This is a genomic window from Thalassotalea euphylliae, from assembly GCF_042682785.1.
GTDB classification, from domain to species: domain Bacteria; phylum Pseudomonadota; class Gammaproteobacteria; order Enterobacterales; family Alteromonadaceae; genus Thalassotalea_F; species Thalassotalea_F euphylliae.
The window spans coordinates 55,751-81,589 of the sequence record NZ_JBHUIB010000001.1; the positions used below are offsets into that span (position 1 = coordinate 55,751).

The following is a 25,839-nucleotide window of genomic DNA, read 5'->3' on the forward strand; positions in this document are numbered from 1 at the left end:
TTAGAAAGTGGTAATTTAAGATGTTTACACCCGAGCTGCTCTCACCTGCTGGTAGTTTAAAAAATATGCGTTATGCCTTCGCTTATGGCGCAGATGCTGTCTACGCCGGGCAACCAAGATATTCTTTGCGCGTGCGCAACAATGAGTTCAGTTTGGACAACCTTGCTCTAGGCATCAATGAAGCCCATGAGCTTGGAAAGCAATTCTACGTCGTTAATAACATTGCGCCACACAACAGTAAGCTCAAGACCTTCATCAAAGACTTATCGCCCGTAGTTGATATGAACCCAGATGCACTGATCATGTCAGATCCAGGGCTTATTATGATGGCCAAAGATGCGTTTCCTGACATGCCAATTCACCTTTCAGTGCAAGCGAACGCCGTTAACTGGGCAACTGTAAAGTTCTGGGAGCGTCAAGGTATTGAACGTGTCATTCTCTCTCGCGAACTTTCGTTGGATGAAATAGAGGAAATTCGTCAGCAATGCCCAGATATTGAACTTGAAGTATTTGTGCATGGCGCACTCTGTATGGCTTATTCAGGCAGGTGTTTACTGTCTGGTTACATGAACAAACGTGATCCAAACCAAGGTACATGCACTAACGCATGCCGCTGGAACTATAACGTCCACCCTGCACAACAAACTGACTCTGGTGATGTTGTCGCTCTCCACCCACAAACTTTCGATCCCAAGATTGGAAATGATTTCGAAGATGTTGTGCTCATTCAGGAGCAACATAATGACGGAGAGTACATGCCTGCGTTCGAAGATGAGCATGGTACCTACATTATGAATTCTAAAGATCTGCGTGCTGTCGAACATGTTGAAAGACTAGTCAATATGGGTGTGCACTCTTTGAAAATTGAAGGCCGCACAAAATCGTTTTATTACTGCGCTAGAACGGCTCGCGTTTACCACCAAGCCATTCAGGATGCTGTGGCAGGCAAGCGCTTTAATCAGGGTCTAAATAGAGAGTTAGAGCATCTTGCCCATAGAGGCTATACGGAGGGCTTTTTGCAGCGTCACCGCCACGGTGATACGCAAAATTACGACTACGGCTATTCGAAAAGTGACAGTCAGCAATTTGTTGGCGAGGTCATTGGACGAAACGAAGAAAATGGCCTTATCGAAATCGATGTACGCAATAAATTTCTTGTCGGTGACGAACTTGAGTTAATGACACCAAGTGGCTGTCAGTCATTCACTCTTACGCATATGGAATCCCCAAAAGGGGAATTAATAAAAGATGCCAAAGGTTCGGGGCACAAAGTAAACGTATCTCTCGATACAAAACTTGATCTGAACTTCGGTATTTTAATGCGCAACCTAGAGCCAGGTGAGACGACTCGTCACCCTTTCAATCAAAATCAAGCAAATGTTTAAGGAGAACTTAGCATGGCGCTGTTAATTGAAGACGACTGTATCAATTGTGATATGTGTGAACCTGAGTGCCCTAACGAAGCAATATCACTAGGCCAAGAGATATATGAAATTGATACGGAGCGCTGTACCGAATGCTTGGGCCATTATGATGAGCCTACATGCGTAAAAGTGTGTCCAATTGATTGCATTATTCCTGACCCTAACCATCAGGAAAATGAGGAGTCATTGCTGCGAAAATTTACCTTACTGTACCAAGCGTAAACTCAGACTCACTAATTTAAAAATAATAGCGATAGCCAAATTGCAGCTGTCGCTCTATTAATGACTCAGGTTGGTTAACGTATAGGCGTGCAGGCCTTTGAGAGTCTATCCAATTATATTCCGCTAAGAAGAAGCTCTTTCGACTCAATTGATAACGGTAAGCTGCTGAAATTGCATCCCCCTCTTCAACATTGTTGTCACCCCACGTAGTATCCAAATCATCTACTGAAAAGTGCTCCACACGCAACGCAAGGTGATGTGACGACCAAAAGTGCCTCAACATGACAAAGGTATTGTCATAATCATTATTAACCACAGCGTTACCTTGTGGCGATGTCATATAAGTACTACCGGCCATATGCTGAGCCATCAACTCCCACTGTTTGGCAAACTTATATTTGAGTGCTAAGTGTGTAAACTCCGTGGTCCACGTATACTGCCCTCTCTTTACAATCCCTTCTTGTGCGTGATTGTCGTAATAGCCAGCACTAATTCTAAGGTTTTGTTTGAATTTATAAGTGCCAGAAAGGTGTATACCCCATCGATCATCCAACTCACGAAAAGGATCTGATTCAGCTGCTTGCACGGCTAATTCACCACGGCGTGCGGGAAAGTACTGCACTTTGAGCTTTTCGTGTAATAACGTTTGTCGACTACCGATAGTCCAACCATGCCATGCCAGCATAGCTCCTGCAGGATCATTATTTTGAAAGGCAGATACATCAATGGACCAAGAATGATCCGATTGAGAAAACTTACCGAGCTTTTCAACACTCAGCAGCACACCAGTGTTTCTGAGCTCTTCTCCAATCCAGTTATTTATGCTACTCGAAGTCAACGTGTAAGGAGTAGACCAGGCTGTTGCGACATTTTCGATGCTGACTTGAGGATAAAAAACACCGAGTTTTGATTTTAAACGCCAGCCCTGCTCTGAGGGCAAGCCTTTGTATGAAAAGTATGCTTCGGTGAACCCTATTGCATTATTGCCTCTGTCCGCGAAGGCATTGCTAACCAGCGTCAACGACCAGTTATTTTCCCAATCAATGTGACCTTGTAAGCCAAGTTGACCAAGTGCCAAACCGTTACCATTATCATAGCGAAATTTGCCGTAGTCGCCTTTTAAGTAACTATCAGATTCAGCATCACTATCGACATGATACGCTCTAATATCAATTAGCCCTTTAACCGATATGTCTGTCGCTTGGGCGCTTCCTATGTTCGCTAATACGCCCAGCGCAAAAAGCGGTAGCAGATATTTTTGCATTTAATTTTTCGTTCTGCGAATGTCATAAGGGTTATTCTCAATCCATTGGTCGAATACGTCTGCAGGTAATGGTTTACTGATGAAATACCCTTGGGCAAGTTGGCACCCCTGCGCTTTAAGCCATAACAACGCAGTTTCATCTTCAATGCCTTCTGCCACTACAGAAAGCTCCATATTATGTGCAAGCTCTAGAGTTGACCGCACTATTATCTTATCGCTTTCATCCGTAGACAAATGTTGGACAAATGAGCGATCTATTTTTAACTCATGAACCGGCAACTGCTTTAACTGTGCAAGTGACGAATACCCTGTACCGTAGTCATCAATTGACAGTTTAAATCCATGTTCACGCAGGTAACAAAGAATTGCAGTGGCGTGCTCGGGGTCCTCTACAACAGCATCTTCTGTTACTTCTAGCGTAATCGCATTGTCACTGAGCTCATGCTCTTTTTTCAACGCAATCACAAAGTCAGGATAAGACTTATCCATGATGTTCGCGGCTGAGATATTGATAGCAATATTAATATCAATTCCCATAGCCTGCCATTTCAAATACTGGTTAATCGCAGCCTTTGTTACCCAGCGTGTTAAGGCATCCATTTGACCTGTTTTCTCAGCAATACTAATGAATGCATCTGGAGGTATAAGCCCTTTTTCTGGGTGTTGCCATCTAACCAGTGCTTCCACATGACTGATTGTCATATCAGAAAGAGACAATTTGGGCTGATAAAAGAGGGTTAGCTGATCTTGCTCAATCGCTTGCTTCAAACTATTTGTCAGTAGCAAGCGCTCTACGGCATTTTGGTCAAACTGCGGATCATATATTTGAAATATCTTTTTATCTTTAATCGCATGCTGAAGCGCCACATTCGACTTTTGCAAAATTTCTGATTCATTGCCGCCGTTATGGAACTTAGAAATAGCGATACCTGCGCAGAATTGAAGGTGCAAACTGACATTTTCAAACTGGCATTTGATATTAAGTGCTTCTAATAGTTTGCTAACCAGTGGTTCAACCTCTTGATCTTGTGCAAGCAAGACAAAATGCTCCCCCCCAAGATGAAAAACTGAAAGATTAAACTGTGTTTTGACAATACGGTTGGCAACCTCATTAACTACCTCATCCCCTATCTGATAGCCTAGGGTGTCGTTAATATCATCGGCACTCAGATAGCAAAGCTGAATAACGACAAAGTTTTCACCGGCTTGTTTGCGTTTTGCAACCGCTTTAATCAGAGAATTACGGTTCGGTAGGTGCGTCAGCGGATCATGGAATGCTTGAAAGCTGATAGTTTCTTCTCGGGAAACAATCGCCTTAGTCATGTGATTGAACTCATCAGACAATTGTTTAAGCTCTTTACTGCCATCAACTTCTACGTCTTTGTCGTAGTTTCCTTGAGTAATAAGTTTAACTTGGCTAATGAGTTGTTTTATCGGTGTTGTAATGCCTCGCGCAATAGCAAATGCACCAATGCCAGAAAGGATAACCGTCAATGCAATCAATACAATTAAACGCGGCCATTCAACACCAACCGTCTCGAGTAAGTCGGCTTTTGACTTGAATAATACGGCTGACATCGGCGAGCCATTCAATTGCCCAATAGACACCTTTTCAACCACATAGGTTTGCTCGGTGTTCGCTAGCACAACGTCGATAGAAAGTTCGCCTGTATCCACATTGTCATATTCGCTATTGGCAATGGGGACAATTGCAGCTGATTTATTGAGTAGTTCATCACGCTGTTCAGGAACTTGCTCGACACTGTGTTCAACAATAAATGCGACATTTACGTCCGTTAGGTTGGCAAGTTCATCTGCCAACGCTTTGTTAATCAAATACCCGAAGCCAATCCAACCTATCGTGCGGCCACCGCTTTTAATCGGCGCCATACTCAACTGGTAGATTTCATCGTTAAGTTCAATCAACCGAGCAGATGCTTCTTCAAACAACGAACTGTCTTGCTCAAATGGTTGCCCCTGCCCTTTGCCTATTCGTACTTTTGTTTTGCCATCGTCAGTCTGGTAAGTCACTAACTGAGCAAAAACAAGGCCTTGGTTATCCACCGCCATCGCCAAGTCACTATTGATGCGCTTGCGATGATTATTCAACGCTACCAAAAAGCTCTTGTTGTCTTCATGTAAAACAGACTTGAGACCATAGTCTTTAGCCGCAGTTTCTGCGAAGGCAGATAGGTAATAGCGTCTATTACTAAACTGTGTATCAAATACGTTGCTTGCGTTAACAATACTGTTGTTTAATTGGGTACTTTCTAGTTGCTTACTTGCGCGAAATGTAGAGAAAAAGGAAACAAGCTGAACACCCAGTAACAAAAACAGAAATAATATCAGTATCTTGCTTTGTAAGCTGCGTACTTTAAAAAATGACATCCGTTATTCGTACTCTTCTAAAAACTCAAATTCGTCTTGATTTTCTTGTTTAGGGATTGGCTTTAATGTTGCCGTTAACGCTATTTGGTATAGCGCTCTAGTCGACTGATTATCAATACTCACTTCGGTGGTTTGTCTATTATTGTTGGTGCTTAATTGCGGGTGCCAAACTGTCACCTCGTGCATACCACTGGACACTATATCAAAAGTCACCTGCCCAGCTTCATCCGTTTTGCCGAAATAGGGTGTGTCAACCACAAGTGCATAGCCACTCATCCAATCATGAATGTTACACCCCATTGCGACTTCTTCGGCTTCATGCATTGGCGCCGTTACTTTATTAGTACCTGCTTTTAGCTTGAATTCAAAACGATTTTTTCCAGAAACGGAATAAATATGATGTGTTATGTCGTCATGGTTAGTGAACTGAATACGTTGCCCTCGCTGCATAACGGTTAAATAGGGGGCAAACTTTTTATCTTTCTGATCAATAACCAAAGCCTGTTCGTTAGCCGGTAATTCAGCTATGCCTGACTTGGGTGTTATGTAGACAACCATGTTTTCTACAGGCTGCCCATCAACACCAATTACTTGAGCTATAAAATCAGCGGCTACCACTGGAAGCGCAGCAAAGCAGCTTGCCGCATACCAAATACATCTCTTCAAACTACTACCCACCTCATAACGAACCTAAGAAGGTTCAAACACTTACCATATATGTTATTAATTTAACCTTAGGCTTAATAAGAGCGGGTCAGCAAGAAAAAACTTACAAAAGATTGAAGCGTGTGGCTCTTGTTTTTCTTTCATAAACAAAAAAGGAGCTATTAAGCTCCTTCTTATCACAACCGATTTGACTAGTGATTCTCAGATACCATATTGACCGTGTATTTAGGAATCTCGACAACCAAATCTTCGTCTTGAATGATGGCTTGGCAACCCAAGCGTGACTCTGGTTCAAGACCCCAGGCTTTATCAAGCATGTCATCTTCAAGCTCATCACTCTCTTCCATTGAATCGAACCCTTCACGGATGATCATATGGCAAGTTGTACACGCGCACACTTTTTCACACGCATGTTCAACGCCAATACCGTTTTTTAGCGCAACATCTAATACGCTTTCACCTTTTTCGGCTTCAACCACTGCACCATCTGGGCATAGTTCTTCATTCGGTAGGAAAATAATTTGTGGCATGGATACTAAACCTCGTCTACTGATTGGCCGGACAATGCATGCTTGATTGAAGAGTCCATTCGGCGCTCTGCAAATTTAGCCGTCACATGGTTAACCACATCAATTTGTTTCTCAATATCGTCAGTCGCATTTGTCTGACTCACATTAGCCAAGGTGGCTAACGCTGCGTTAATGTCTTCAATTTCTTGTGCAGATAATAACTCACTATCGGCATTTAGTGCAGCTTGAACAGCTTCTATAACTCGAGATGCCTCAACCTGCTGCTCTTTCAGCATTCTTGCTTCAATATCACTTTTAGCGTTAGTCATCGACGATTTGATCATTTCCGCTATTTGCGACTCTTCCAATCCAAATGAAGGCTTAACTTGAATACTTGCCTCTACACCCGTCGACTTCTCCATTGCTGATACTTGCAACAGGCCATCTGCGTCTACTTTAAACGTTACACGAATATGTGCCGCGCCAGCTGCCATAGGAGGAATATCACGAAGTTCAAAGCGCGCTAGTGAACGACAATCGTCAACTAACTCACGTTCACCTTGTAAGACGTGCACGGCCATTGCCGTTTGACCATCTTTAAAGGTTGTAAATTCTTGTGCTTTAGCAACCGGTATAGTGGTATTTCGTGGAATTACTTTTTCCACCAAGCCACCCATAGTTTCTAATCCTAAAGATAGCGGTATCACATCCAACAGCAATACATCACTGTCAGGCTTGTTACCAGCTAATATATCAGCCTGAATAGAAGCGCCTACAGCAACCACTTTATCAGGATCGATAGAGGTTAACGGGTTTTGCTTGAAAAACTTCTCCACTTCAGTGCGCACTAGAGGAACACGAGTAGAGCCCCCCACCATCACAACTTCAATCACTTCATCCGTTGTCACTTGTGCATCTTTTAATGACCGACGACAAGCGCGAAGGGTTTGCGCAACCAGTTTGCTGATAAGACTGTCAAATTGCTCACGAGTAACATTGTGCTGCCACCTATCACCACTGGGTAGTTCTAGTGAAACTTCAAAGTCAGAACTTTCTGACAATGCTTCTTTTGCATCGCAAGCGACTTGCGACAATTGGCGCTCAAGCGACGCAGATAATGGTCGCTCAAGCTTAGCTTGTTCGACTAGATAATCCACAAGCGCTAAATCAAAGTCGTCACCACCAAGCGCTGAATCACCGCCCGTAGCTAACACCTCGAAAACACCTTTATTTAAACGCAATATCGAGATATCGAACGTACCACCGCCTAGATCGTAAACGGCAATAACACCCTCTTTACCCGAATCTAAGCCATAAGCCACAGCTGCTGCCGTTGGCTCATTTAAAAGTCGCAATACATTTAATCCGGCCAAAGTCGCTGCGTCTTTCGTGCTTTGACGTTGAGCGTCATCGAAATATGCAGGCACCGTAATAACTGCACCAACTAGCTCTCCACCCAAAGCTTGCTCCGCTCGGGCTTTTAATGAGCTAAGTACTTCACTTGATACTTGAACAGGGTTAATCGTGCCGGCACGTGTGATCAACTCAGGGTGATTTTCATCGCCACCAAATTGGTAAGGAAGTGCAGGATATTTTGCTTGGATGTCAGCTAGAGAACGACCAATTAATCGCTTCGCCGAAACAATGGTATTTTCAGGATCAGTTACCGCATGCTGTTTGGCTTCATAACCAACCAGCGTACCACCAGTTTGGTAGCTTACTATCGACGGAAGAATATCTCGCCCTTGCTCGTCATTCAGTGTTTTCGCTTCACCGCTTTGGACACTTGCAACTAGAGAATTGGTTGTCCCTAAATCAATACCTACTGCTAGTCGATGTTCATGAGGAACCGTACTTTGTCCCGGTTCGGCAATTTGTAGTAAAGCCATGCGTAACTCTTTTTATTTGAATTGCTGATACATACTATGTATCTAAGACTACTCAATTCATAAGTTTATCAAGTAGACAATAATGTTTAGTTGTCGAACAAAAGATCTTCTAGACGATCCAATTCAACATGCAGCTTTTGGTAGAACTTAAGTTTACGTAAATTTTCTACGGCCTGAACGTTTGATGTCTCTGTATTTTCAGCAATCTGTACTTGCATCGATTTAAACAAGCCTTCAAACTCGCTTTCTAATACCTGACTAGCCTCGAATACGGCCCCATCAATATCACTCGCAAATTTCACTTCAGCAAGCATTTCACGGAGTTCCATTTGACGCATGAGGAAGGCATTGTCTTGAAATGACGCTTGCTCATTTGGCATTTCCACACCACGCTGCGTCAACATGTATTCAGCACGACGTAGTGGGTTTTTCAATGTTTGGAATGCGTCGTTAATCATCGACGATTTTTGCACAGCAATGCGCTGCTCTTGCGCAGATGCATGAGCATAGCGATCTGGGTGGACACTGCGTTGAAGCTTTTGATAGACCTGAGTTAACTGAGCGGTATCAATATTGAATTTTTCTTCCAGGCCAAATAATTGAAAGTAATTCAAAACAACTCCGATACGAACATTAATTAAGAAAAATAAATAGGGTTAAACGTTGAAGCTTTCACCACAACCACACTCGCCTTTTGCGTTCGGGTTGGTGAACTTGAATCCTTCGTTTAAGCCTTCTTTAACAAAGTCTAGCTGAACACCATCAAGGTACACTAAACTTTTGGCGTCAATAATAATGTTTACATCATCAATATTATACAGTTCATCGTCTTCGTTAAGGTCGTCGACAAACTCAAGCACGTACGCCAAACCTGAACAGCCTGTCGTTTTAATGCCAAGGCGCAAACCAAGGCCCTTGCCTCGGTTTGCTAAAAATGATCTTACCCTATCAGCTGCAGCTGGGGTCATGGTTACTGCCATTAGATGCCCTTAACCGTTTTGCTTACTTTGGTAATCTTCTAACGCTGCTTTGATCGCGTCTTCAGCCAAAATCGAACAGTGAATTTTCACTGGTGGAAGCGCAAGCTCTTCTGCGATAGCTGTGTTTTTAATTTCAGCAGCTTCTTCAATGCTCTTACCTTTTACCCACTCGGTAACAAGTGAGCTAGAAGCGATTGCAGAACCACAGCCGTATGTTTTGAATTTTGCGTCTTCAATAATACCGCCGTCAGAAATCTTAAGCTGTAGCTTCATCACGTCACCACACGCTGGTGCACCGACCATGCCTGTTGCAACTTGTGGGTCGTTTTTGTCTAAAGAACCAACATTTCTTGGATTCTCGTAATGATCAATTACTTTTTCGCTATATGCCATTGTAATACTCCTACGCGCTTAGTGCGCTACCCACTCAACTGATTCTAAATCAACACCATCTTGGAACATTTCCCATAACGGCGACATTTCACGTAAATGCCCAATTGCTTTTTGGATTAATTCAATTGCGTAATCGACTTCTTCTTCTGTCGTGAAACGACCAAAACTAAAGCGAATTGAGCTGTGTGCTAGTTCATCATTCAAACCTAGTGCACGCAATACATATGAAGGCTCTAGGCTAGCTGACGTACAGGCTGAACCACTAGATACTGCTAGATCTTTCAGTGCCATAATAAGTGATTCACCTTCAACGAAATTAAAGCTTACATTGAGGTTACCTGGGTAACGGTTATCAAAGTCACCATTAACGAACACTTGTTCCATGTCTTTGATACCGTTCCACAAACGGTCACGCATCTTAGTTACGTGCTCTAAATCTTGTGCCATTTCTTCTTTGGCAATGCGGAATGCTTCACCCATACCCACGATTTGGTGAGTTGGTAACGTACCGCTACGCATACCACGTTCATGACCACCGCCATGCATTTGTGCTTCTAAGCGAATACGTGGTTTACGACGAACATACAGTGCGCCCATGCCTTTTGGACCATAAATTTTATGGGCTGAGAAAGACATCAAGTCGACTTTCATCACTTGTAAGTCGATTGGCAACTTACCTGCGCTCTGTGCAGCATCAACATGAAATACGATTTTACGAGCGCGACACATTTCACCAATTTCAGCGATATCTTGGACAACGCCAATTTCGTTATTAATGTGCATGATTGATACAACAACAGTGTCTTCACGCATTGCTGCTTCTAGCTTCTTCAAATCGATTAAACCATTCGGCTCAGGATCCAAATAAGTGACCTCAAAACCTTGGCGCTCCATCTCACGACATGTATCTAACACCGCTTTATGCTCAGTCTTACATGTGATGATATGTTTGCCTTTTTTGCTATAAAAGTTTGCTGCACCTTTAATAGCAAGGTTGTTTGATTCTGTAGCGCCTGAAGTTAGTACGATCTCACGCGGATCTGCATTAATAAGGTCTGCAATTTGATTACGCGCAATATCTACCGCTTCTTCTGCTTGCCATCCGAACTTGTGCGATCGTGATGCTGGGTTACCAAAATGACCTTCATTTGTCATGTACTCCATCATCTTTTCCGCAACACGTTTATCAACAGGGGTTGTGGCAGAATAATCAAAATAAATCGGTAGTTTCATGGAACTTATATCTCCAATGCGTAGTGACGACTGTGTTACCAGTCGTGAACAATATTTCTAGTAGCAATCAAGGTCTCTAAACTATCTTCGGCCTGCAGTTTTTGCTGGTTATCTTGACGTTTAGACACTGATTTAACATCTCTTTGTTCAACGAGCTCTGCCAAAGTGATGCTTTGTAAAAAATCTTCGATGCGCTTACTTAAATCTGACCATAGCGTATGTGTTAAACATTGATTGCCGCCTTGGCAGTTTCCTTGTCCCATACACTTGGTCGCGTCAACGCTTTCGTCAACGGCGCTGATAACATCTGCAACAGCTATTTGTGCAGAACACTTACCTAAGCGGTAACCGCCACCAGGACCACGAACACTGTTCACCAAACCGTGTTTTCTTAACCGTGAAAACAGCTGTTCTAAATATGAAAGAGAGATCCCTTGGCGTTCGGAAATATCAGCTAGAGGCACAGGGCCAGAGGCAGCATGAATAGCTACATCCAACATTGCTGTAACGGCATAACGCCCTTTTGAAGTTAATTTCATAATGTGCCCAGATTAAATCGCCGCGCAATTGTACATATCCCAGTAAATTAGTCAAATAAATACCTGACTAAATTACTAGGTTATTTTAGATGAGGTTAGAGTAATCAGTCAATAAATACCTGAGCAAAATACTCAGGTATTTTATAACGAATTGAAATGATATGGAAAAAAGTGCTATATCTCTGGGTCAAAAGACTCTACAGCGGCCATTCTTCGCTTCGCTGCCTTCTTTTCGTCTTCAACAAATTCACCGACACGAAGCTCTGGCAACTGCTGGTCGCAAACATTACCGCCTAAATTATTCACTTCTTTGCATAAATCAGTCATTTTACCATCCATTAGATGGATATGATCGAGCAAACGACCAATTGCTTTTGCTACAGGGTCTGGATTGTCTTCTGACACTGCGTATGCGTCAAAACCATATTTTTTAGCGACTTCATCTCTGGCACTACTACTACCATTTTTGCCGTTAGAGTTGACGATCTTCCCTGGAATACCTACGGCAGTTGCATTATCAGGTACATCTTTAACGACAACTGAATTTGAACCGACTTTACCATTGTTACCGATGGTAATTGGACCCAAAATTTTTGCGCCGGCACCGATAACAACGTTATTGCCAAGTGTTGGATGACGTTTGCCTGCTTTCCAACTTGTTCCGCCTAGGGTTACCCCTTGATATAAGGTCACATCATCACCTATTTCAGCGGTCCCCCCGATCACAACGCCCATACCGTGATCAATAAAAAAGCGTCGTCCAATCGTTGCACCAGGATGAATCTCAATACCTGTCATCCAACGAGAGAAAGTTGATATTGTACGAGCCAACCATTTCCAATCACGTTTCCAAAACTTAAACGCTAGACGATGAAGCCAAATCGCATGAAGGCCTGGATAATTTGTCAATACTTCAAAGGTATTGCGCGCTGCAGGGTCACGATCAAAAACACTGGCAATGTCTTCTTTGATTCGGCTGAACATAGATATTCCTTAAACTAGTTATTCAGCGTTGCGTTTTGCCGTTTTCTCAACCGACGACAAAATGCCACGCCACATTTTTACTTCTTTACTGTCTGGACGGGCTCTATTGATGAAGCGACGGAGTTTTGTCATTACCAAACCAGGATGGCTCGGCACAATAAACCCTGTTGCTTTCAGCGCATCTTCAAAGTGTTGATACATGCGCTCAGTCTCTTCCACGACAGGATACTCGTCTTCATCCGCGTTTTCTGATTCCGATTTACCCTCAAACTGAGCATTTTCTGCCGCTAGGTATGCCATGCGAACCTCGTAGCTTAAGGTTTGAACAGCCATTGCTAGATTGAGTGAACTGTACTCTGGGTTTGCTGGAATTTGAACATGATAATGGCAAAGCTGAAGCTCTTCGTTTGTTAATCCGCTGCTTTCACGCCCAAACACCAAAGCTACTGGATAATCAGCAAGCTCTTCAATAAGTTTTTCACCACAACTTCTCGGCTCTAACATCGGCCAAGGTAACGTTCGAGAACGTGCACTTGTGCCTACCACTAGACCGCAATCTTTAATGGCTTCTTCCAAGGTATCGACCACTTGTGCATTCGCCAATACATCGGTGGCACCAGCAGCCAATGCTTGCGCTTGACCATTTGGCATTTCTATCGGGTCAACTAATACCAGGTTACTTAACCCCATGGTTTTCATTGCTCGAGCTGCTGAGCCCATATTTCGGCAATCAGACGTATTTACCAATACAATTTTTACATTCGCCAGATTTAAGGCACCTTGTGTCGTTTGTTCAGACATTATAACTATCTAGATGGCTAAAAAAATTGGCGTAATAGTAACACAAATACCGTGTGAATCCGCGAAGTATTTTGCATCTAATTCTCTGAACTCGCTATTTTCATTGATTATTGAATAGTTATTTTTGTTCTAACCTGAAATTTCACGTTACAACTTTCATTAAGGCGCTCATTTAACGCCCTCTCATTACAAAATAAAATTAAGCCCGATGCATAGCGCCTGAACTTATCTATACTGACTTTACTCAATATTAATTAACAACATAATCATCCAACGACACAGTAAATGAACGTAATTATTGCGATCTTACTGGCTGTTTTTATTCGAAGCTGGTAGAATGCGCGCCGCTTTGGCAACGAGTGCGATTGTCAATCCGTTCTTTTACATGTTGTTTTACAAAATAAGGTATCGCTATGCATCCTATGCTAAACATTGCTGTGCGCGCTGCGCGTTCGGCTGGAAACGTTATTGCTCGTTCATTTGAGCAACAAGATAAAGTAGAAGTTGAGTCAAAAGGCACAAATGACTTTGTCACGAATGTTGATAAGGAAGCTGAACAAGCCATCATTCACGTTATTCAAAAAGCTTACCCAACACACTCAATTATTGGTGAAGAGTCAGGTGTTATTGACGGTAAAGAAAATGACTACCAGTGGATTATTGACCCATTAGATGGCACCACCAATTTTGTAAAAGGCATTCCTCATTTTGCGGTCTCTATTGCACTTAAAGTGAAGGGTAAACTAGACCAAGCAGTTATTTTTGATCCAATTCGCGGCGAGCTGTTTACAGCGAGCCGAGGCAAAGGCGCGCAAATCAATGGTGTGCGTATTCGCGTTAAAAACAACAAAGAATTAAATGGCGCAGTGCTCGCAACAGGTTTCCCATTTAAGAAAAAACAACACACAGAAGCTTACTTGAACATGTTCAAAGCTATGTTCACTAAAACTGCAGACATGCGTCGTGCAGGTTCAGCGGCGTTAGATCTTGCCTATGTTGCAGCCGGCCGTATCGATGGTTATTTTGAAATTGGACTTAAACCTTGGGATACTGCAGCAGGTGAGTTAATAGTGATTGAAGCTGGTGGCTTAGTGACAGATTTTGTTGGCGGCCACAACCACCAAAAATCAGGCAACATTGTTGCTGGTAGCACGCACATCATCAGAGAAATGTTAAAAGACATCCGTCCTTTTTTGGGCGACGCTTTAGCAAAATAAAACTCTGTATTGAAGAAAGCCGCTTCTAAAGCGGCTTTTTTGTGTCTGGGTTATATGCTTTCTAAACTATCTCCCATTGCCAATGAGCAAGAGTTCTTTTTGTCGGCCGGCAAAGTACCAAACACCAGATTCGTCAAAGTACGCATCTTCTTCTAACATAATGCGAATTTCTTTTCCCCACTTTTCAATATAGCTCGCATTGTTCAATTCAATAGAGTAAGCAGTATGCAAATGAAGTGGATGATCACCAGAGCCTGGTACCCCCTCTTGCTTGTCCCACATGCCCAGCGTTGTGCCAGCACCATGGCCGTGATAACCCAAAGGATGTGAGTATATCGACGGTTTTAGGCCGGCGGATACCGCCTTTTCTCTAGCACTTTTTAATACATCATTACCTGAACGACCCTCTTTAAATTCTTCAGTAAAGATATCTTGTAGCTGGTTCCCCTGTTTCAATGCCAGTATTAAATAAGCTGGCGCTTCGGTTTCCCCCTCTTTAAGTACATAGGCATGCTGTTGAGTATCGGTATTCAGTCGCAAGTAACTTAAGCCAAAGTCAACATGCAGCAAGTCTCCTTGTTGTATCACCTGATTACCATAGCCATTTGTAAAACTATCTTCATGATCAAACTTGACCTTATCACTTCGCTGTATCGATACGGAGGGGTGAAACCACGTGTTAAGCTTCAACTTAATGACTTCTTCTCTTAGCCACCATTTTACGTCTTCAGTGGTTGTGATACCCGGTTTGATAACCTCTGATGAGAATGCTGTTGCAATAATGTCATGCGCCTTTGCTACAAGTTCGCGGTATATTTCAACCTCACTAGTCACCCTAAATTCCAACCAATTTATCGCTGCTTGCTCAGCAGAGACCAGCTTCGATTTATAGTCATCGGGTAGATGATGAAGAAACTCTTTTTTGTCAGTGGCTACTAGCCCATCTGCATGCCCCCAATGAGTTGACTCGTTGAGACCGATTCTGTTGGGTTGATATTTATCAATTAACGCTACCAGCGCGTCCCATTGATTGGGCGTCGACTTTTTATCCCACGCCTTTACGAATAGCTCACCCACTTTGTATGGCGCAACTGCGTATGTTTTCAGCCCATATTTTTTATGATTAACAATAACTAATATGGTTCGACGCCTTGCAGATAGCCATGTACTGGGTAACAAAGTCTCAAGCACAGGATCTTCATTATATTCACGACTGATTAGTATCCACATATCCAAGTTAGCCTCTTCCATAATGCGAGGCATTAGCTTATTGATCCGCTGCTTTAGAATATCGTCCATAAGTTCTGCACGTTGCTTCAATGGTAATGGCAACCAGCCTTTAGACTCTTCTGCATCGACTAGCGAGGATATAATTAGACTAACAAACGACAGGCTTACTACTAACAACCAAACTTTCATTATTATTCCTTTATCTTTTGTTGTTGGGCAATGTGGGTAACGTTTCCTAAAGAAAGCCATCAGTCAGTTGATAACATTTCAATGTTTTGTCCATACTAACGAAAAGTAATCATCAAATGCTACTTTGGACTAATTCACTGAAACTAAAAGTGAACTCACTTTTAAATTCCATATTTGCATATAAAAACATTTTTTAATTTACATTTGAAATATAAAAACTGGTAAACTAGATACTAGTATCATAAATAACCTTTAATTATCTGTTGCAATGCTTGAGCCTTTAAATCCACATAAACAGCCTTTTCAACCAGGAGAAATTGCCTTAGTTGGTGCTGGCCCCGGCGATCCTGACTTACTAACATTGCAAGCGTTTCGCTTTATAAGCCAAGCCGATGTTGCTGTATATGACAGACTAGTGAGTGAAGAAATAATGGCATTACTGCCAACCGATTGTGAAAAGATCTATGTTGGCAAAAAGCAAGCAGACCACAAAGTGCCTCAAGAGCGGATAAATGAGATCATTGTTGAACAGGCACACCTCAATAAACGCGTTGTTAGGCTAAAAGGTGGCGACCCTTTTGTATTTGGTCGCGGCGGTGAGGAGGCGTTACATGCACTAGCGTCCGGCGTATCGTGCCACATCGTTCCTGGCATGACTGCCGCCTCTTCGTGTGCAGCCTATGCAGGCATTCCACTAACACACAGGCAAGTATCACGTGCCTGCACACTAATTACCGGCCATGTTCAAAGTGATGGTTCGCTCGATTTACCTTGGTCTGCATTGAAAGATAAGCAGCAAACAATCGTATTTTATATGGGGGTAAAGACCTTATCCATCATCGTAGAGCAACTAAAACAGGCAGAGCGTAGTGATGATACACCAGTAGCTTTGATTCAACGTGGTACAACCCCTAATCAAAAATTGGTCAAAGGCACGCTAAGTAATATTGTGGACTTGGTCGCCAAACACAATATAAAACCTCCGACACTCATTATTATTGGGGATGTGGTAAAGACCTTTGAGCAAGCAAGCCTTGCCAATCTGGGATACCTAGCGGCTAACAAGTAAAATATATGCAAGAAACTACATGACCAATAAAAAAGCGTGCTATTTGCACGCTTTTTTATTTTCTAAAATTCAATCTCTAAAATACATAAACCATCTATGTTAAGCGCGTTTAGCTAACCAAAAAACAAGCGCCACAACCAGCTTTTGTTCAAATCATCTTCACAGCTTTTTAACTGTCCTGAATAACGTTTAGCGCGGTTATCAACCTTTCTTGCTACTTTCACTAGCCAGGCTTTTTTCTTATATGTTTTCCTTTTAAAGCCGCCCCACCCCTCGTGATAGTTTAGGTATTGGTTATATGCGTCCCATTTTGAGACTTTGTTTATTTTCTGTGTTTTGAAAATAAACCAGCCCATAAAGTCAATTGCATCATCGAAATCATCACGATCGGCGCCAGAGTTACCCGTTTCTCGAATGTAATCATCCCACGTCATTGTTTTCGCTTGAGAGTATCCATAAGCACTACTGACTCTCCCCCAAGGAATAAAACCAAATAGGTAATCACGTGGTGGCAATGCATCAGATTTAAAAGAGCTCTCCTGATACATCATACTCATCGGTACATGAATAGGTACGCCCCATCTGTCTCTGGCGTCTTTTGCAGCAAAGTACCAATCTCTGTGTTCTCTAAAAATTTCACATAAGTTTTCTGGGTTCTTTGGAGGAGGCGTAGCGCACCCAGCGAGTGTTGCTGAACAGATAATAGCAACGAAAAATAGCTTAAATTTCTGCATACTTTTTTATTATCAAGATAAGTAGAATCATGATGCCAGAAAGCACTGGATTTGTGCACAGAAAAAAATATAAATTTTTTGCGAACTTTTTCAAAGAAAGGCGTTCCAATGTAATGAGAGACTTATGTTTTATTTCCCTTGGTAGAATTTCAACGCTGCAAAATCTGCAGCGTTTTTTTTTGTATTTTTTTGGAACTAATTTGAAGTTGAAGACTCTTAATTAATGAGAGGCTTACTCCCTTAGTGTTTCATGTTTATTTATACGCGCTTCAATTGAAAGCGCGTTTTTTTTGCCTAAAATTTTTTTAGAGCCGGAGGGCCTTTAATTTCTCGCTTTGACTGTATATGAAAAATTAATTGAATATTTTTTGAACTAATTGGTAATTACCCTGTCCTAATAACTGAGAGGCTTTTTATTTCCCTAGTGTTTCATGAATTCGCGCGTTTGGATAACGCGCTTTTTTTTGTCTTAAAACTGAGAAGAAAGAACAACTTAAAGTAGAGATTGAAACTTTTTGAAATATTTTTGATGTTTTTTTGAACTATTTAACAACACAGCAGTCAAATATGTTGAGAGCAAAACCTCCCTGGACTGCTTTCGTGATTTCATAGCGCGTTGCCCTAACGCGCTTTTTTTTGGTCGATACTTTTCATGCGTAATAAAACAAAAGCTATTGATTATTAAAGTAGTTTTCTAGAAAAGTATCGAAGTCTACGGTATCAGCAGCTTCCACATTTTTTTGATCAAGTAATGATTGCTCAGCTTTAGTGCTCAAGTGTGCTTCGCTAAATACTGAATAGTCACTAGCCAATTGGCTGTCTCTATATTTTGTGGCGAGTTCAAGTGCCATGCTTGTATATCGAACACCTTGATTAACAACCATATCAACAAGTTGCCCTGACGGTGTAAGCGAAGCGTCTAACACTTTACTTAACTCTATTTCAGTCGCTGTTTGGTATGTATCTGACTGGTAGGCCTTATCAAGTAACGCTGCTACTTGAGAAAATTCTGCAAATAACTCACTTCCCCATTCTGGAATAGTTCTGCAGTTATCAGCATCTTGTAACTTTAAGCCGGGCTCTCGGCCACGTAAAACGACTTTATCCATATTCGTTTCGTAGACTTTCTGCAGGTCAGCATCAAGCTCAGGGCTAGGCGCTAATGCGCAATAGGTTAGGAACACATCTAAGAACTTCACTTGTTGGAGGGAAATGCCCGTTTCGGAGAATGGGTTAACATCCAGCGCTCGTACTTCAATGTATTCAACACCGCGACGCTGTAGAGCTTGAGAGGGCTTCTCTCCAGATTCAGCAACACGCTTCGGGCGAATAGGAGCATACAGCTCATTCTCAATCTGCAGGACGTTGCTATTTAACTGGCGGTACTCACCATCAACTTTCACACCAATACTGTCAAAATCATCAGAAGCCAATGAAATTGCATTCTTAACTGTAGCAACATAATTCTCAATATCGTTATAGCAGATATTCAAAGATGACTGTGCACTGTTGGTGTAACCCAAATCACTCATACGAAGAGACGTTGCATGCTCTAAATACAAGTATCCACTGTCTGAACGTTTAAATGGCAATTTGTGCGGTTTATTTTGCAAAAACGATCCACACAGTACAGGTGAACTGCCGTATAGATACGGTATAAGCCAACACAAACGTTTGTAATTACGTATCAAAGCAAAATAGCGTGCAGAAATAAATGTCTGTAAGTCACCGCTATCGCCACTGATCTTTTGTACTGCTTTCCAAAAGTCTTCAGAAAAAGAAAAATTAAAATGAATGCCAGCAATAACCTGCATCATACTGCCATATCGATTTTTCAAACCTTGGCGATACACAGTTTTCATTCGACCGATATTAGACGAACCGTACTGTGCCAATGGAATCTTGTCTGCGTCATCCACAAAACAAGGCATACTCATTGGCCACAATAATTCACCTTCCGTGTGTTCGTATGTGAATCGCTGAATATCGCGGAGCTGTGCCAACGTTTCTTCCGCAGAGTCCCCCACAGGCGTGATAAATTCCAGTAAGTTTTCAGCGTAATCCGTTGTGATGTATGGGTGTGTTAATGCAGAGCCCAATGCTTGGCGATGAGGCGCATCTGACAGCTTACCCTCTTTCACTACGCGTAATGCTTCTCTTTCAATACCGCGCCTAATACCAGCAACGCTAGCAATATTTTCAGGTGACGAGAGAGCCGTTAAATAATCAGAAAGAGGTATAGTCAAAATGACTCCGAAGCAAAGGCTTTATTTTGTTGTTTTACCTATGTAAGGGTAAATGATGGAAATTCAATGTGCTAGCGAATATTGATGGATAATAGTAACAAAATTCGCATTAACGTATACTGCTGCAAGTTATCTAACAACGACTACCACTGAGGTAGTACTCAGACAAGAATAAAAAATAATTATGCACGACTCTGCACTAAGCTTACTCCCCCCTTTCGTCGCAATTGCTATTGCTGTATGGCGTAAAAATGCACTTCTTGCTTTATTAGTTGGTGTTGTAATGAGCTATTTGATGGCTGCAACATGGCAACCTATCGACGGAGTCGTTGGCACCATCAATGGCTTTGTAGACGTGTTTTCATCCACCGGCAATGTCTACATTATTTCTTTTAGTCTGTTAATTGGTGCAATGGTGAAGCTATTAAGTGATTCCGGCGCGGTAAACGGCTTTATCAATCATCTGGCGCGCATGAATCTTGTCAAAAATAAAAGACAAGCCAGTATGCTACCAACCGTCATTGGCACCAGTATTTTTACTGATACGAACTTAAGTATGTTTACCGCTGGTATGGCTAGCCAACAACTGTTTGATAAACATAAGTTAAGCAGAGCACGTTTGGCATATTTGATAGACTCTACCTGTGCTCCAATCAGTATTCTATTTTTAATAAATGGCTGGGGAGCCTATGTATTGGGCTTGCTAGACGGCTTCGACTTCAACGACCCAGTCGGCATCCTGATAGGTACAATTAGCTATAACTTCTACGCAATCATTGCTGTAGCATTAGCCTATTACACAGCATACAGCGGAAAGGTATTTGGCCCCATGGCCAAAGCAACAAGTTTGGTTGATACCGACGAAGAAAGTATTGAGCCTAAAAGTGGGCCTGCACGTGTCATGTGGATCCCGCTGCTTTCATTGCTCTCCATTACACTAGGACTCCTTTATGTAACCGGTGATGGCGACATGCGTCGTGGCTCAGGGTCTTTTTCTGTATTCTGGGCCATCGTTAGCGCCTGTACTATGGTCGTTGCCATGGTCACATATTACCGCTTATTAAACCCAAAAGAGGTCGGTCAATCTTTTATAAACGGCATTTTATATATGGCACCAGCCGTTGCAATTTTAGTGTTGTCGTTTGCTTTTGGTGACGCCATAAAAGCACTCGGTACGGGTCACTATGTAAGTGAGCTGATGAATGTAAAAGTGTCTCCCGTCTTCATTGCCCCTATTTTGTTTATTGCAGCAGCAGTTATGGCATTTGCGACAGGCACTTCATGGGGAACATTTGCCATATTAGTGCCCATAGCAGTACCCATTGCGTTAGAGACAGGTTTACCTGTCCCGTTCTTAGTTGCAGCAGTACTTGGTGGTGGTATTTTCGGTGACCACGCCTCTCCTATTTCTGACACAACTGTTGTCGCCTCTATCGCCAGTGGCTGCGACCATTACGAGCATGTTAAAACTCAGCTTCCTTATGCGTTATTTGGCGCAATTGTTACCATAGTGTTGTATATCATTATTGGGCTTACTCTCTAACGTGACTGACTTTACTGTTATTGATCAACAACCTGACTTTCTGGTTGTTGATAAACATCCCAATACTAACTTTCATGATGAAGGCAATCTCGGAAATGGCGTATTTAATCAAGTAAAAAGGGCTTTATCACTAGATATTCTTTTCCCAGTCCACCGATTAGATAAGCTGACTTCTGGGTTGCTCATATTCGCCAAAACTGAGCAAGCAGCACAAGATTTTCAAAAGCAGTTCTCAAACCATGACATAGAAAAGTACTACTTGGCACTTTCTGCTGCCAAACCCAAGAAAAAGCAGGGTGCTATCAAAGGTGACATGGCAAAAAGTAGACGCGGTATGTGGAAGCTATTGCGCACTAACGACAACCCTGCGATCACTCAATTTTTTTCATACAGTATCGAGCCTGGAGCTCGTGCGTTTGTGCTAAAACCACACTCTGGGAAAACCCACCAAATTAGAGTCGCAATGAACAGCATTGGCGCTCCAATTTTGGGTGATGAACTCTATGGAGGTAATTCTTCAGATCGCGGTTATTTGCATGCTTATGCTATGCGTTTTACTCTGTTCGGCAAACCGTACGAATATATTCTGCCGCCACGTTTAGGCAGTCAGTTTACTGCACCTATATTTGTGAAATGGCTTGAACATCAGCCCGCCCCATGGCAACAGCATTGGCCCAAAAAGCCGTAGAAAATTAGCGCTTGTTCCGATGGATTCATATAGCCACTACCCACAAAAAAGCCAGTCATTCGACTGGCTTTTTTACTGACGTAACATTTAATCTTCTAGTGAATACGTTTACTACAACACACTATGAATAAATACGGCACCGATAGCCACAGGACAAACAAACTTGATGTACCAAGGCCAAATTTTCCAGAAAAAGCTTTCACCTACTTCAGGATAACCATTTTGAATTTCTTCCAATAATGAATTACGTTGCCAAATCCAGCCAGCATATACGCAACAAAGCATAGCGATTATGGGTTGACCATATTCGGTGGAAATTGTTGCGACTAAACCTAGCATCAAATCAATATTACTAATAATCGCACAACTGATCGCCAGAATAACCATACCTATAACCAATGTGGCTTTTTTACGGTCTGCGTTATGACGTTCAACAACAAAAGACACAGGGCCTTCTAACATTGAAATTGAAGAAGTTAATGCTGCAATAGACATCAATACGAAAAATGCTAAACCAACAAATAAGCCAAGATTCCCCATACCTTCAAATAGACTTGGTAATACAGTAAAAACAAGTGCCGGACCAGCTAACAAACTGCCATCGTCTGCAAAAATTTGTACGCCTTGCGCCTGTGCAACATACATCGATGGAATAATAAGTAGGCCAGCAAGGAATGCGATAGATACATCAATCAAGGTCACTTGTGCGCCGATCGTGACCATATTCTCACGCTTAGAGATATAGGAACCGTAGATGACCATCACTGACGTACCTAGCGATAACGAGAAGAATGCTTGTCCTAGTGCACTTAGCAATAAATTTGGCTCTAGCACGCGAGTAATATCAGGGTTTAAATAAGCTGACAAACCTTCTTGTGCGCCCTCTAGCGTTAATACATAGACAATGAGCAAAATAAGTAAGCCTATCATCATTGGCATTAATCGCTTTGACCACTTCTCAATACCGTCTTCCACGCCACGTTGAATGATGAATACCGTTAGAAACATGAACAAAGTAGTGAAGAACAGGTTTCGCATTACAGAGCCACCTGTCACCCAATCGGCAACGCCTTGCGCGCCAGCAATTAACGCGGCAGATTCAACTGCAAATGACATCATCCAGCCAGCGAGAATACCGTAGAAGCTTAAGATAAGGGCGGCACATATAATTCCACCGAAACCCACAAGGAAAGCAAACTTTTTCTGCCACGCTTTCTTTGCCATCTTCTCCATACTGCTAACCGCGTTAGCTTGACCATAACGACCAATGAGAATTTCTGCCATGAAAGCTGGGTAGGCTAAACTAAATGCAAGAACAAGATAAACTAAAACAAACGCTGCACCGCCATTGCTTGCAGTTTGCGTTGGAAACCCCCACACATTTCCCAATCCCACTGCAGAGCCCGCGGCGGCCATTATAAATCCGATACGCGAGCTAAACTCGCCTCTTGAAACACCCATCGACTATCAACTTTATTATTATAAGAAAGGCCATAATTTACTGAATCTCAGCCACTAAAAACAAGGACTTTAACGGTAATTATGGTGGTTATTACACGAACAGCCGGAAACACGACTGTAAACTATTAATTACTATAAAAATTACACCGAAGAGAAAAGCGAGCAAAATGCTCGCTTGATATCTAAATACTAATCTTTGAAGTTTTTGAACTGGAAAGGTTGATCTAATTCTGCTTCACGAACCAGTTGCATCACAGCTTGCAAGTCGTCGCGTTTCTTTCCTGTGACACGCACCTGCTCACCTTGAATGGCTGCTTGTACCTTAATCTTGCTGTCTTTTATTACTTTCACGACCTTCTTCGCAACGTCTTTTTCAATACCTTCTTGGAAAGTCACTTTTTGTGTACAAGTCTTCCCTGAAAACTCAGGAGAGCTGATATTCATTGAGCGCGGGTCTAATTTACGCTTAACAAGTTGATTACGTAAAATATCAACCAATTGCTTCACCTGATAATCACTTTCTGACTGCACTACAACAGCAGGTGACTTCCACTCATAACTTGCTTCTACACCACGAAAGTCAAAACGAGTGCTTAATTCACGCGTCGAATTTTCAGTAGCGTTGCGCACTTCTTCTAAATTTATTTCTGAAACAATATCAAACGATGGCATACCGGCCTCTTAATCTAAATTTTTGCCACATAGTATCAAAATACCTCTCGAATTCTAGCGTATTCGTCTCAGTTAAAAGGCAATTTGTGGTGCTTTATCATTTTCAAACAAATTCCTGCGTTTACTGCATTCAGCTTCATGCTAGAATTAGCCATTATTCTGCTAATGAGATAACCCGTTGAGAAACCTACACCATATTTTCTTTTTCTTTATTGTTGTACTGGTCATTCTTGGTTTGTCATTCTCCAGCGAGCTCCGAAATATTTTATTCGTAAACCCTAAAGTTGACGCATATGGTCACTTCATTGGTTTTTTCATTCTCGCATGGGTGTTGAGTAGCTTTTTAAAGCTGCCTACTTGGCCTTTGGTCATATCGCTTATTGCCTATGCAGCCTTATCTGAACTCGGCCAATATTACTTGGGCTTTAGAAACGGTGAAGTTAAAGATTTTATTGCCGACGTAATAGGTATTTTTTGCTTTTTCTTTCTTAAATGGGTTTGGTTGGTTTACGGACACACGATAAAAGCTAAATGAATATAGTCATTGTTGGCAAAGGCGCAATTGCGTCATTATGGGCGTATCATTTGACTCAATCGTCAATGATCACGCTAAGCTGGTTTGGTTCAGCTGGTTTAGCGGAAAATGATTTTCAGGAAGCCCGCACTTTTAGTACCCATTCTGGCAATAGCTTTCGCTTTTCGATGCTGCAGACAAGTAAAAACAGGCTAGCATCCGCTGATTTACTTATAGTTTGTGTCAAAGCACCGTTAGCGGCAAAAGCAATAAACGAAATCGCTGAGTTTCTCTCGCCAAATACTGACGTTTTGCTTTGTCATAATGGCATGGGAGTAACAGAAAGTCTCTCTGCACAGGTGCGGGGTAATTGTGCCATTTACTCAGCATTGACAACACATGGGTGTAAACGGGTCACTCCTCATCATGTGCAGCATACCGGTATTGGTATTACTGACATCGGCCCACGTAACGATACTGCATCCCCTGATGCACCGCATTGGTTACATATACTACATCAGGCACTGCCCACGATATTTTGGCATTCAGATATAAAAGAGAAGCAATGGTTAAAGCTTGCTATAAACTGCGTGATTAACCCTTTAACAGCTGCCAATCAAGTAGAAAATGGTGCCCTACTAACGCCTCAATACGCTAAAGACATTAGCACTCTGGCACAAGAAGTCGCCATGATAGCTAACGCCGAGGGCATAGTAATGGAAAGTGAAAATATTGAACGTATCGCCAAGCAAGTTGCACGCGACACGGCAAAAAACACATCATCGATGCTGGCGGATGTTCTGGCAAGGCGAAAGACTGAAATTGAGCACATAAATGGCTTCTTGCTCAAGCTTGCAAACAAACATCAAATCAAGCTGCCAATGAGCCAAGACTTGGTCAACACAATAAAGCGAATTGAAGAAGAATATTACCAACAATAAAGCCGACAATATCGTCGGCTTTATTAACATTTAAACGAGTTAT

Annotated in this window: 25 protein-coding genes; 8 read left to right on the forward strand and 17 right to left on the reverse strand. The window is 42.2% G+C overall.

Features of this window, described 5'->3' with window-relative positions; all coding sequences use genetic code 11:
- The first annotated feature begins 20 nt into the window (after positions 1-20).
- Positions 21-1,385 (forward strand): prephenate-dependent tRNA uridine(34) hydroxylase TrhP, encoded by a 1,365-nt coding sequence (gene trhP, locus ACFSJY_RS00240; RefSeq protein ID WP_386029905.1) that lies wholly within the window; start codon positions 21-23, stop codon positions 1,383-1,385.
- A 12-nt stretch (positions 1,386-1,397) separates the two neighbouring features.
- On the forward strand, positions 1,398-1,646 hold the full coding sequence (locus ACFSJY_RS00245; protein ID WP_386029907.1) for a YfhL family 4Fe-4S dicluster ferredoxin: 249 nt from the start codon (positions 1,398-1,400) through the stop codon (positions 1,644-1,646).
- 16 nt (positions 1,647-1,662) lie between these two features.
- On the opposite strand, the gene ACFSJY_RS00250 is transcribed toward ACFSJY_RS00245, so the two are convergent.
- From ACFSJY_RS00250 to trmJ, 12 genes are all read right to left on the reverse strand, one after another.
- Complete coding sequence (locus ACFSJY_RS00250) at positions 1,663-2,910, reverse strand: hypothetical protein (protein WP_386029909.1); 1,248 nt, start codon at positions 2,908-2,910, stop codon at positions 1,663-1,665.
- Positions 2,911-5,298 (reverse strand): bifunctional diguanylate cyclase/phosphodiesterase, encoded by a 2,388-nt coding sequence (locus ACFSJY_RS00255; RefSeq protein WP_386029911.1) that lies wholly within the window; start codon positions 5,296-5,298, stop codon positions 2,911-2,913.
- A gap of 3 nt (positions 5,299-5,301) precedes the next feature.
- Positions 5,302-5,964, reverse strand: coding sequence for a cupredoxin domain-containing protein (locus tag ACFSJY_RS00260; protein WP_386029913.1), 663 nt, complete (start codon positions 5,962-5,964; stop codon positions 5,302-5,304).
- A gap of 191 nt (positions 5,965-6,155) precedes the next feature.
- Entirely contained in the window at positions 6,156-6,494 is a 339-nt protein-coding gene (gene fdx / locus ACFSJY_RS00265) for an ISC system 2Fe-2S type ferredoxin (RefSeq protein ID WP_386029915.1), read from the reverse strand.
- 5 nt (positions 6,495-6,499) lie between these two features.
- Positions 6,500-8,362, reverse strand: a complete 1,863-nt coding sequence (gene hscA, locus ACFSJY_RS00270; protein ID WP_386029917.1) for a Fe-S protein assembly chaperone HscA — start codon at positions 8,360-8,362, stop codon at positions 6,500-6,502.
- Positions 8,363-8,448: 86 nt separating this feature from the next.
- Positions 8,449-8,976 (reverse strand): co-chaperone HscB, encoded by a 528-nt coding sequence (gene hscB, locus ACFSJY_RS00275; RefSeq protein ID WP_386029919.1) that lies wholly within the window; start codon positions 8,974-8,976, stop codon positions 8,449-8,451.
- Positions 8,977-9,018: 42 nt separating this feature from the next.
- On the reverse strand, positions 9,019-9,342 hold the full coding sequence (iscA, locus tag ACFSJY_RS00280; protein ID WP_386029921.1) for an iron-sulfur cluster assembly protein IscA: 324 nt from the start codon (positions 9,340-9,342) through the stop codon (positions 9,019-9,021).
- Positions 9,343-9,351: 9 nt separating this feature from the next.
- Entirely contained in the window at positions 9,352-9,735 is a 384-nt protein-coding gene (gene iscU, locus ACFSJY_RS00285; RefSeq protein ID WP_386029923.1) for a Fe-S cluster assembly scaffold IscU, read from the reverse strand.
- A gap of 18 nt (positions 9,736-9,753) precedes the next feature.
- Complete coding sequence (locus ACFSJY_RS00290; RefSeq protein ID WP_386029925.1) at positions 9,754-10,968, reverse strand: IscS subfamily cysteine desulfurase; 1,215 nt, start codon at positions 10,966-10,968, stop codon at positions 9,754-9,756.
- 35 nt (positions 10,969-11,003) lie between these two features.
- A complete protein-coding gene (gene iscR / locus ACFSJY_RS00295) occupies positions 11,004-11,507 on the reverse strand; it encodes a Fe-S cluster assembly transcriptional regulator IscR (RefSeq protein WP_386029927.1) in 504 nt (167 codons plus the stop codon).
- Between the two features lie 174 nt (positions 11,508-11,681).
- Positions 11,682-12,491, reverse strand: coding sequence for a serine O-acetyltransferase (cysE, locus tag ACFSJY_RS00300; protein WP_386029929.1), 810 nt, complete (start codon positions 12,489-12,491; stop codon positions 11,682-11,684).
- A gap of 18 nt (positions 12,492-12,509) precedes the next feature.
- Entirely contained in the window at positions 12,510-13,292 is a 783-nt protein-coding gene (gene trmJ, locus ACFSJY_RS00305; protein WP_386029931.1) for a tRNA (cytosine(32)/uridine(32)-2'-O)-methyltransferase TrmJ, read from the reverse strand.
- Positions 13,293-13,705: 413 nt separating this feature from the next.
- Here trmJ and suhB point away from each other — a divergent pair, with 413 nt between their 5' ends.
- Complete coding sequence (gene suhB, locus ACFSJY_RS00310; RefSeq protein WP_386029933.1) at positions 13,706-14,509, forward strand: inositol-1-monophosphatase; 804 nt, start codon at positions 13,706-13,708, stop codon at positions 14,507-14,509.
- Positions 14,510-14,575: 66 nt separating this feature from the next.
- Here suhB and ACFSJY_RS00315 read toward each other — a convergent pair whose 3' ends face one another.
- Positions 14,576-15,928, reverse strand: coding sequence for a M24 family metallopeptidase (locus tag ACFSJY_RS00315; RefSeq protein ID WP_386029935.1), 1,353 nt, complete (start codon positions 15,926-15,928; stop codon positions 14,576-14,578).
- Positions 15,929-16,196: 268 nt separating this feature from the next.
- On the opposite strand from ACFSJY_RS00315, the gene cobA reads away from it, so the two are divergent.
- On the forward strand, positions 16,197-16,997 hold the full coding sequence (gene cobA / locus ACFSJY_RS00320) for a uroporphyrinogen-III C-methyltransferase (RefSeq protein WP_386029937.1): 801 nt from the start codon (positions 16,197-16,199) through the stop codon (positions 16,995-16,997).
- Between the two features lie 113 nt (positions 16,998-17,110).
- Here the strand turns inward: cobA and ACFSJY_RS00325 are convergent, their stop codons facing one another.
- Together ACFSJY_RS00325 and gshA are read right to left on the reverse strand one after the other, a co-directional pair.
- On the reverse strand, positions 17,111-17,731 hold the full coding sequence (locus tag ACFSJY_RS00325; RefSeq protein ID WP_386029939.1) for a transglycosylase SLT domain-containing protein: 621 nt from the start codon (positions 17,729-17,731) through the stop codon (positions 17,111-17,113).
- 671 nt (positions 17,732-18,402) lie between these two features.
- Entirely contained in the window at positions 18,403-19,977 is a 1,575-nt protein-coding gene (gene gshA / locus ACFSJY_RS00330) for a glutamate--cysteine ligase (RefSeq protein WP_386029941.1), read from the reverse strand.
- 184 nt (positions 19,978-20,161) lie between these two features.
- Here gshA and ACFSJY_RS00335 point away from each other — a divergent pair, with 184 nt between their 5' ends.
- Positions 20,162-21,520 carry a Na+/H+ antiporter NhaC family protein gene (locus ACFSJY_RS00335; protein WP_386029943.1) on the forward strand — a complete coding sequence of 453 codons (1,359 nt, stop codon included), beginning with the start codon at positions 20,162-20,164 and terminating at the stop codon, positions 21,518-21,520.
- 1 nt (position 21,521) lies between these two features.
- Positions 21,522-22,208, forward strand: coding sequence for a TIGR01621 family pseudouridine synthase (locus ACFSJY_RS00340; RefSeq protein ID WP_386029945.1), 687 nt, complete (start codon positions 21,522-21,524; stop codon positions 22,206-22,208).
- 111 nt (positions 22,209-22,319) lie between these two features.
- On the opposite strand, the gene ACFSJY_RS00345 is transcribed toward ACFSJY_RS00340, so the two are convergent.
- Together ACFSJY_RS00345 and ACFSJY_RS00350 are read right to left on the reverse strand one after the other, a co-directional pair.
- Complete coding sequence (locus ACFSJY_RS00345) at positions 22,320-23,669, reverse strand: sodium-dependent transporter (protein ID WP_386029947.1); 1,350 nt, start codon at positions 23,667-23,669, stop codon at positions 22,320-22,322.
- Between the two features lie 189 nt (positions 23,670-23,858).
- The gene (locus ACFSJY_RS00350) at positions 23,859-24,341 is read right to left on the reverse strand and encodes a YajQ family cyclic di-GMP-binding protein (RefSeq protein WP_386029949.1); all 483 of its coding nucleotides are present in this window, start codon (positions 24,339-24,341) and stop codon (positions 23,859-23,861) included.
- 178 nt (positions 24,342-24,519) lie between these two features.
- On the opposite strand from ACFSJY_RS00350, the gene ACFSJY_RS00355 reads away from it, so the two are divergent.
- The gene (locus ACFSJY_RS00355) at positions 24,520-24,876 is read left to right on the forward strand and encodes a VanZ family protein (RefSeq protein WP_386029951.1); all 357 of its coding nucleotides are present in this window, start codon (positions 24,520-24,522) and stop codon (positions 24,874-24,876) included.
- A complete protein-coding gene (locus ACFSJY_RS00360) occupies positions 24,873-25,796 on the forward strand; it encodes a ketopantoate reductase family protein (RefSeq protein ID WP_386029953.1) in 924 nt (307 codons plus the stop codon). Before ACFSJY_RS00355 ends, ACFSJY_RS00360 begins: the two co-directional genes overlap by 4 nt.
- Positions 25,797-25,839 lie beyond the last annotated feature (43 nt).

What these genes read in the sequence shown, in the direction of transcription:
- trhP (WP_386029905.1), top strand. Translation starts at nt 21, where the DNA reads ATGTTTACACCCGAGCTGCTCTCACCTGCTGGTAGTTTAAAAAATATG.
- ACFSJY_RS00245 (WP_386029907.1), top strand. Translation starts at nt 1,398, where the DNA reads ATGGCGCTGTTAATTGAAGACGACTGTATCAATTGTGATATGTGTGAA.
- ACFSJY_RS00250 (WP_386029909.1), bottom strand. Translation starts at nt 2,910, where the DNA reads ATGCAAAAATATCTGCTACCGCTTTTTGCGCTGGGCGTATTAGCGAAC.
- ACFSJY_RS00255 (WP_386029911.1), bottom strand. Translation starts at nt 5,298, where the DNA reads ATGTCATTTTTTAAAGTACGCAGCTTACAAAGCAAGATACTGATATTA.
- fdx (WP_386029915.1), bottom strand. Translation starts at nt 6,494, where the DNA reads ATGCCACAAATTATTTTCCTACCGAATGAAGAACTATGCCCAGATGGT.
- hscA (WP_386029917.1), bottom strand. Translation starts at nt 8,362, where the DNA reads ATGGCTTTACTACAAATTGCCGAACCGGGACAAAGTACGGTTCCTCAT.
- iscA (WP_386029921.1), bottom strand. Translation starts at nt 9,342, where the DNA reads ATGGCAGTAACCATGACCCCAGCTGCAGCTGATAGGGTAAGATCATTT.
- iscU (WP_386029923.1), bottom strand. Translation starts at nt 9,735, where the DNA reads ATGGCATATAGCGAAAAAGTAATTGATCATTACGAGAATCCAAGAAAT.
- ACFSJY_RS00290 (WP_386029925.1), bottom strand. Translation starts at nt 10,968, where the DNA reads ATGAAACTACCGATTTATTTTGATTATTCTGCCACAACCCCTGTTGAT.
- iscR (WP_386029927.1), bottom strand. Translation starts at nt 11,507, where the DNA reads ATGAAATTAACTTCAAAAGGGCGTTATGCCGTTACAGCAATGTTGGAT.
- cysE (WP_386029929.1), bottom strand. Translation starts at nt 12,491, where the DNA reads ATGTTCAGCCGAATCAAAGAAGACATTGCCAGTGTTTTTGATCGTGAC.
- trmJ (WP_386029931.1), bottom strand. Translation starts at nt 13,292, where the DNA reads ATGTCTGAACAAACGACACAAGGTGCCTTAAATCTGGCGAATGTAAAA.
- suhB (WP_386029933.1), top strand. Translation starts at nt 13,706, where the DNA reads ATGCATCCTATGCTAAACATTGCTGTGCGCGCTGCGCGTTCGGCTGGA.
- ACFSJY_RS00315 (WP_386029935.1), bottom strand. Translation starts at nt 15,928, where the DNA reads ATGAAAGTTTGGTTGTTAGTAGTAAGCCTGTCGTTTGTTAGTCTAATT.
- cobA (WP_386029937.1), top strand. Translation starts at nt 16,197, where the DNA reads ATGCTTGAGCCTTTAAATCCACATAAACAGCCTTTTCAACCAGGAGAA.
- ACFSJY_RS00325 (WP_386029939.1), bottom strand. Translation starts at nt 17,731, where the DNA reads ATGCAGAAATTTAAGCTATTTTTCGTTGCTATTATCTGTTCAGCAACA.
- ACFSJY_RS00335 (WP_386029943.1), top strand. Translation starts at nt 20,162, where the DNA reads ATGCACGACTCTGCACTAAGCTTACTCCCCCCTTTCGTCGCAATTGCT.
- ACFSJY_RS00345 (WP_386029947.1), bottom strand. Translation starts at nt 23,669, where the DNA reads ATGGGTGTTTCAAGAGGCGAGTTTAGCTCGCGTATCGGATTTATAATG.
- ACFSJY_RS00350 (WP_386029949.1), bottom strand. Translation starts at nt 24,341, where the DNA reads ATGCCATCGTTTGATATTGTTTCAGAAATAAATTTAGAAGAAGTGCGC.
- ACFSJY_RS00360 (WP_386029953.1), top strand. Translation starts at nt 24,873, where the DNA reads ATGAATATAGTCATTGTTGGCAAAGGCGCAATTGCGTCATTATGGGCG.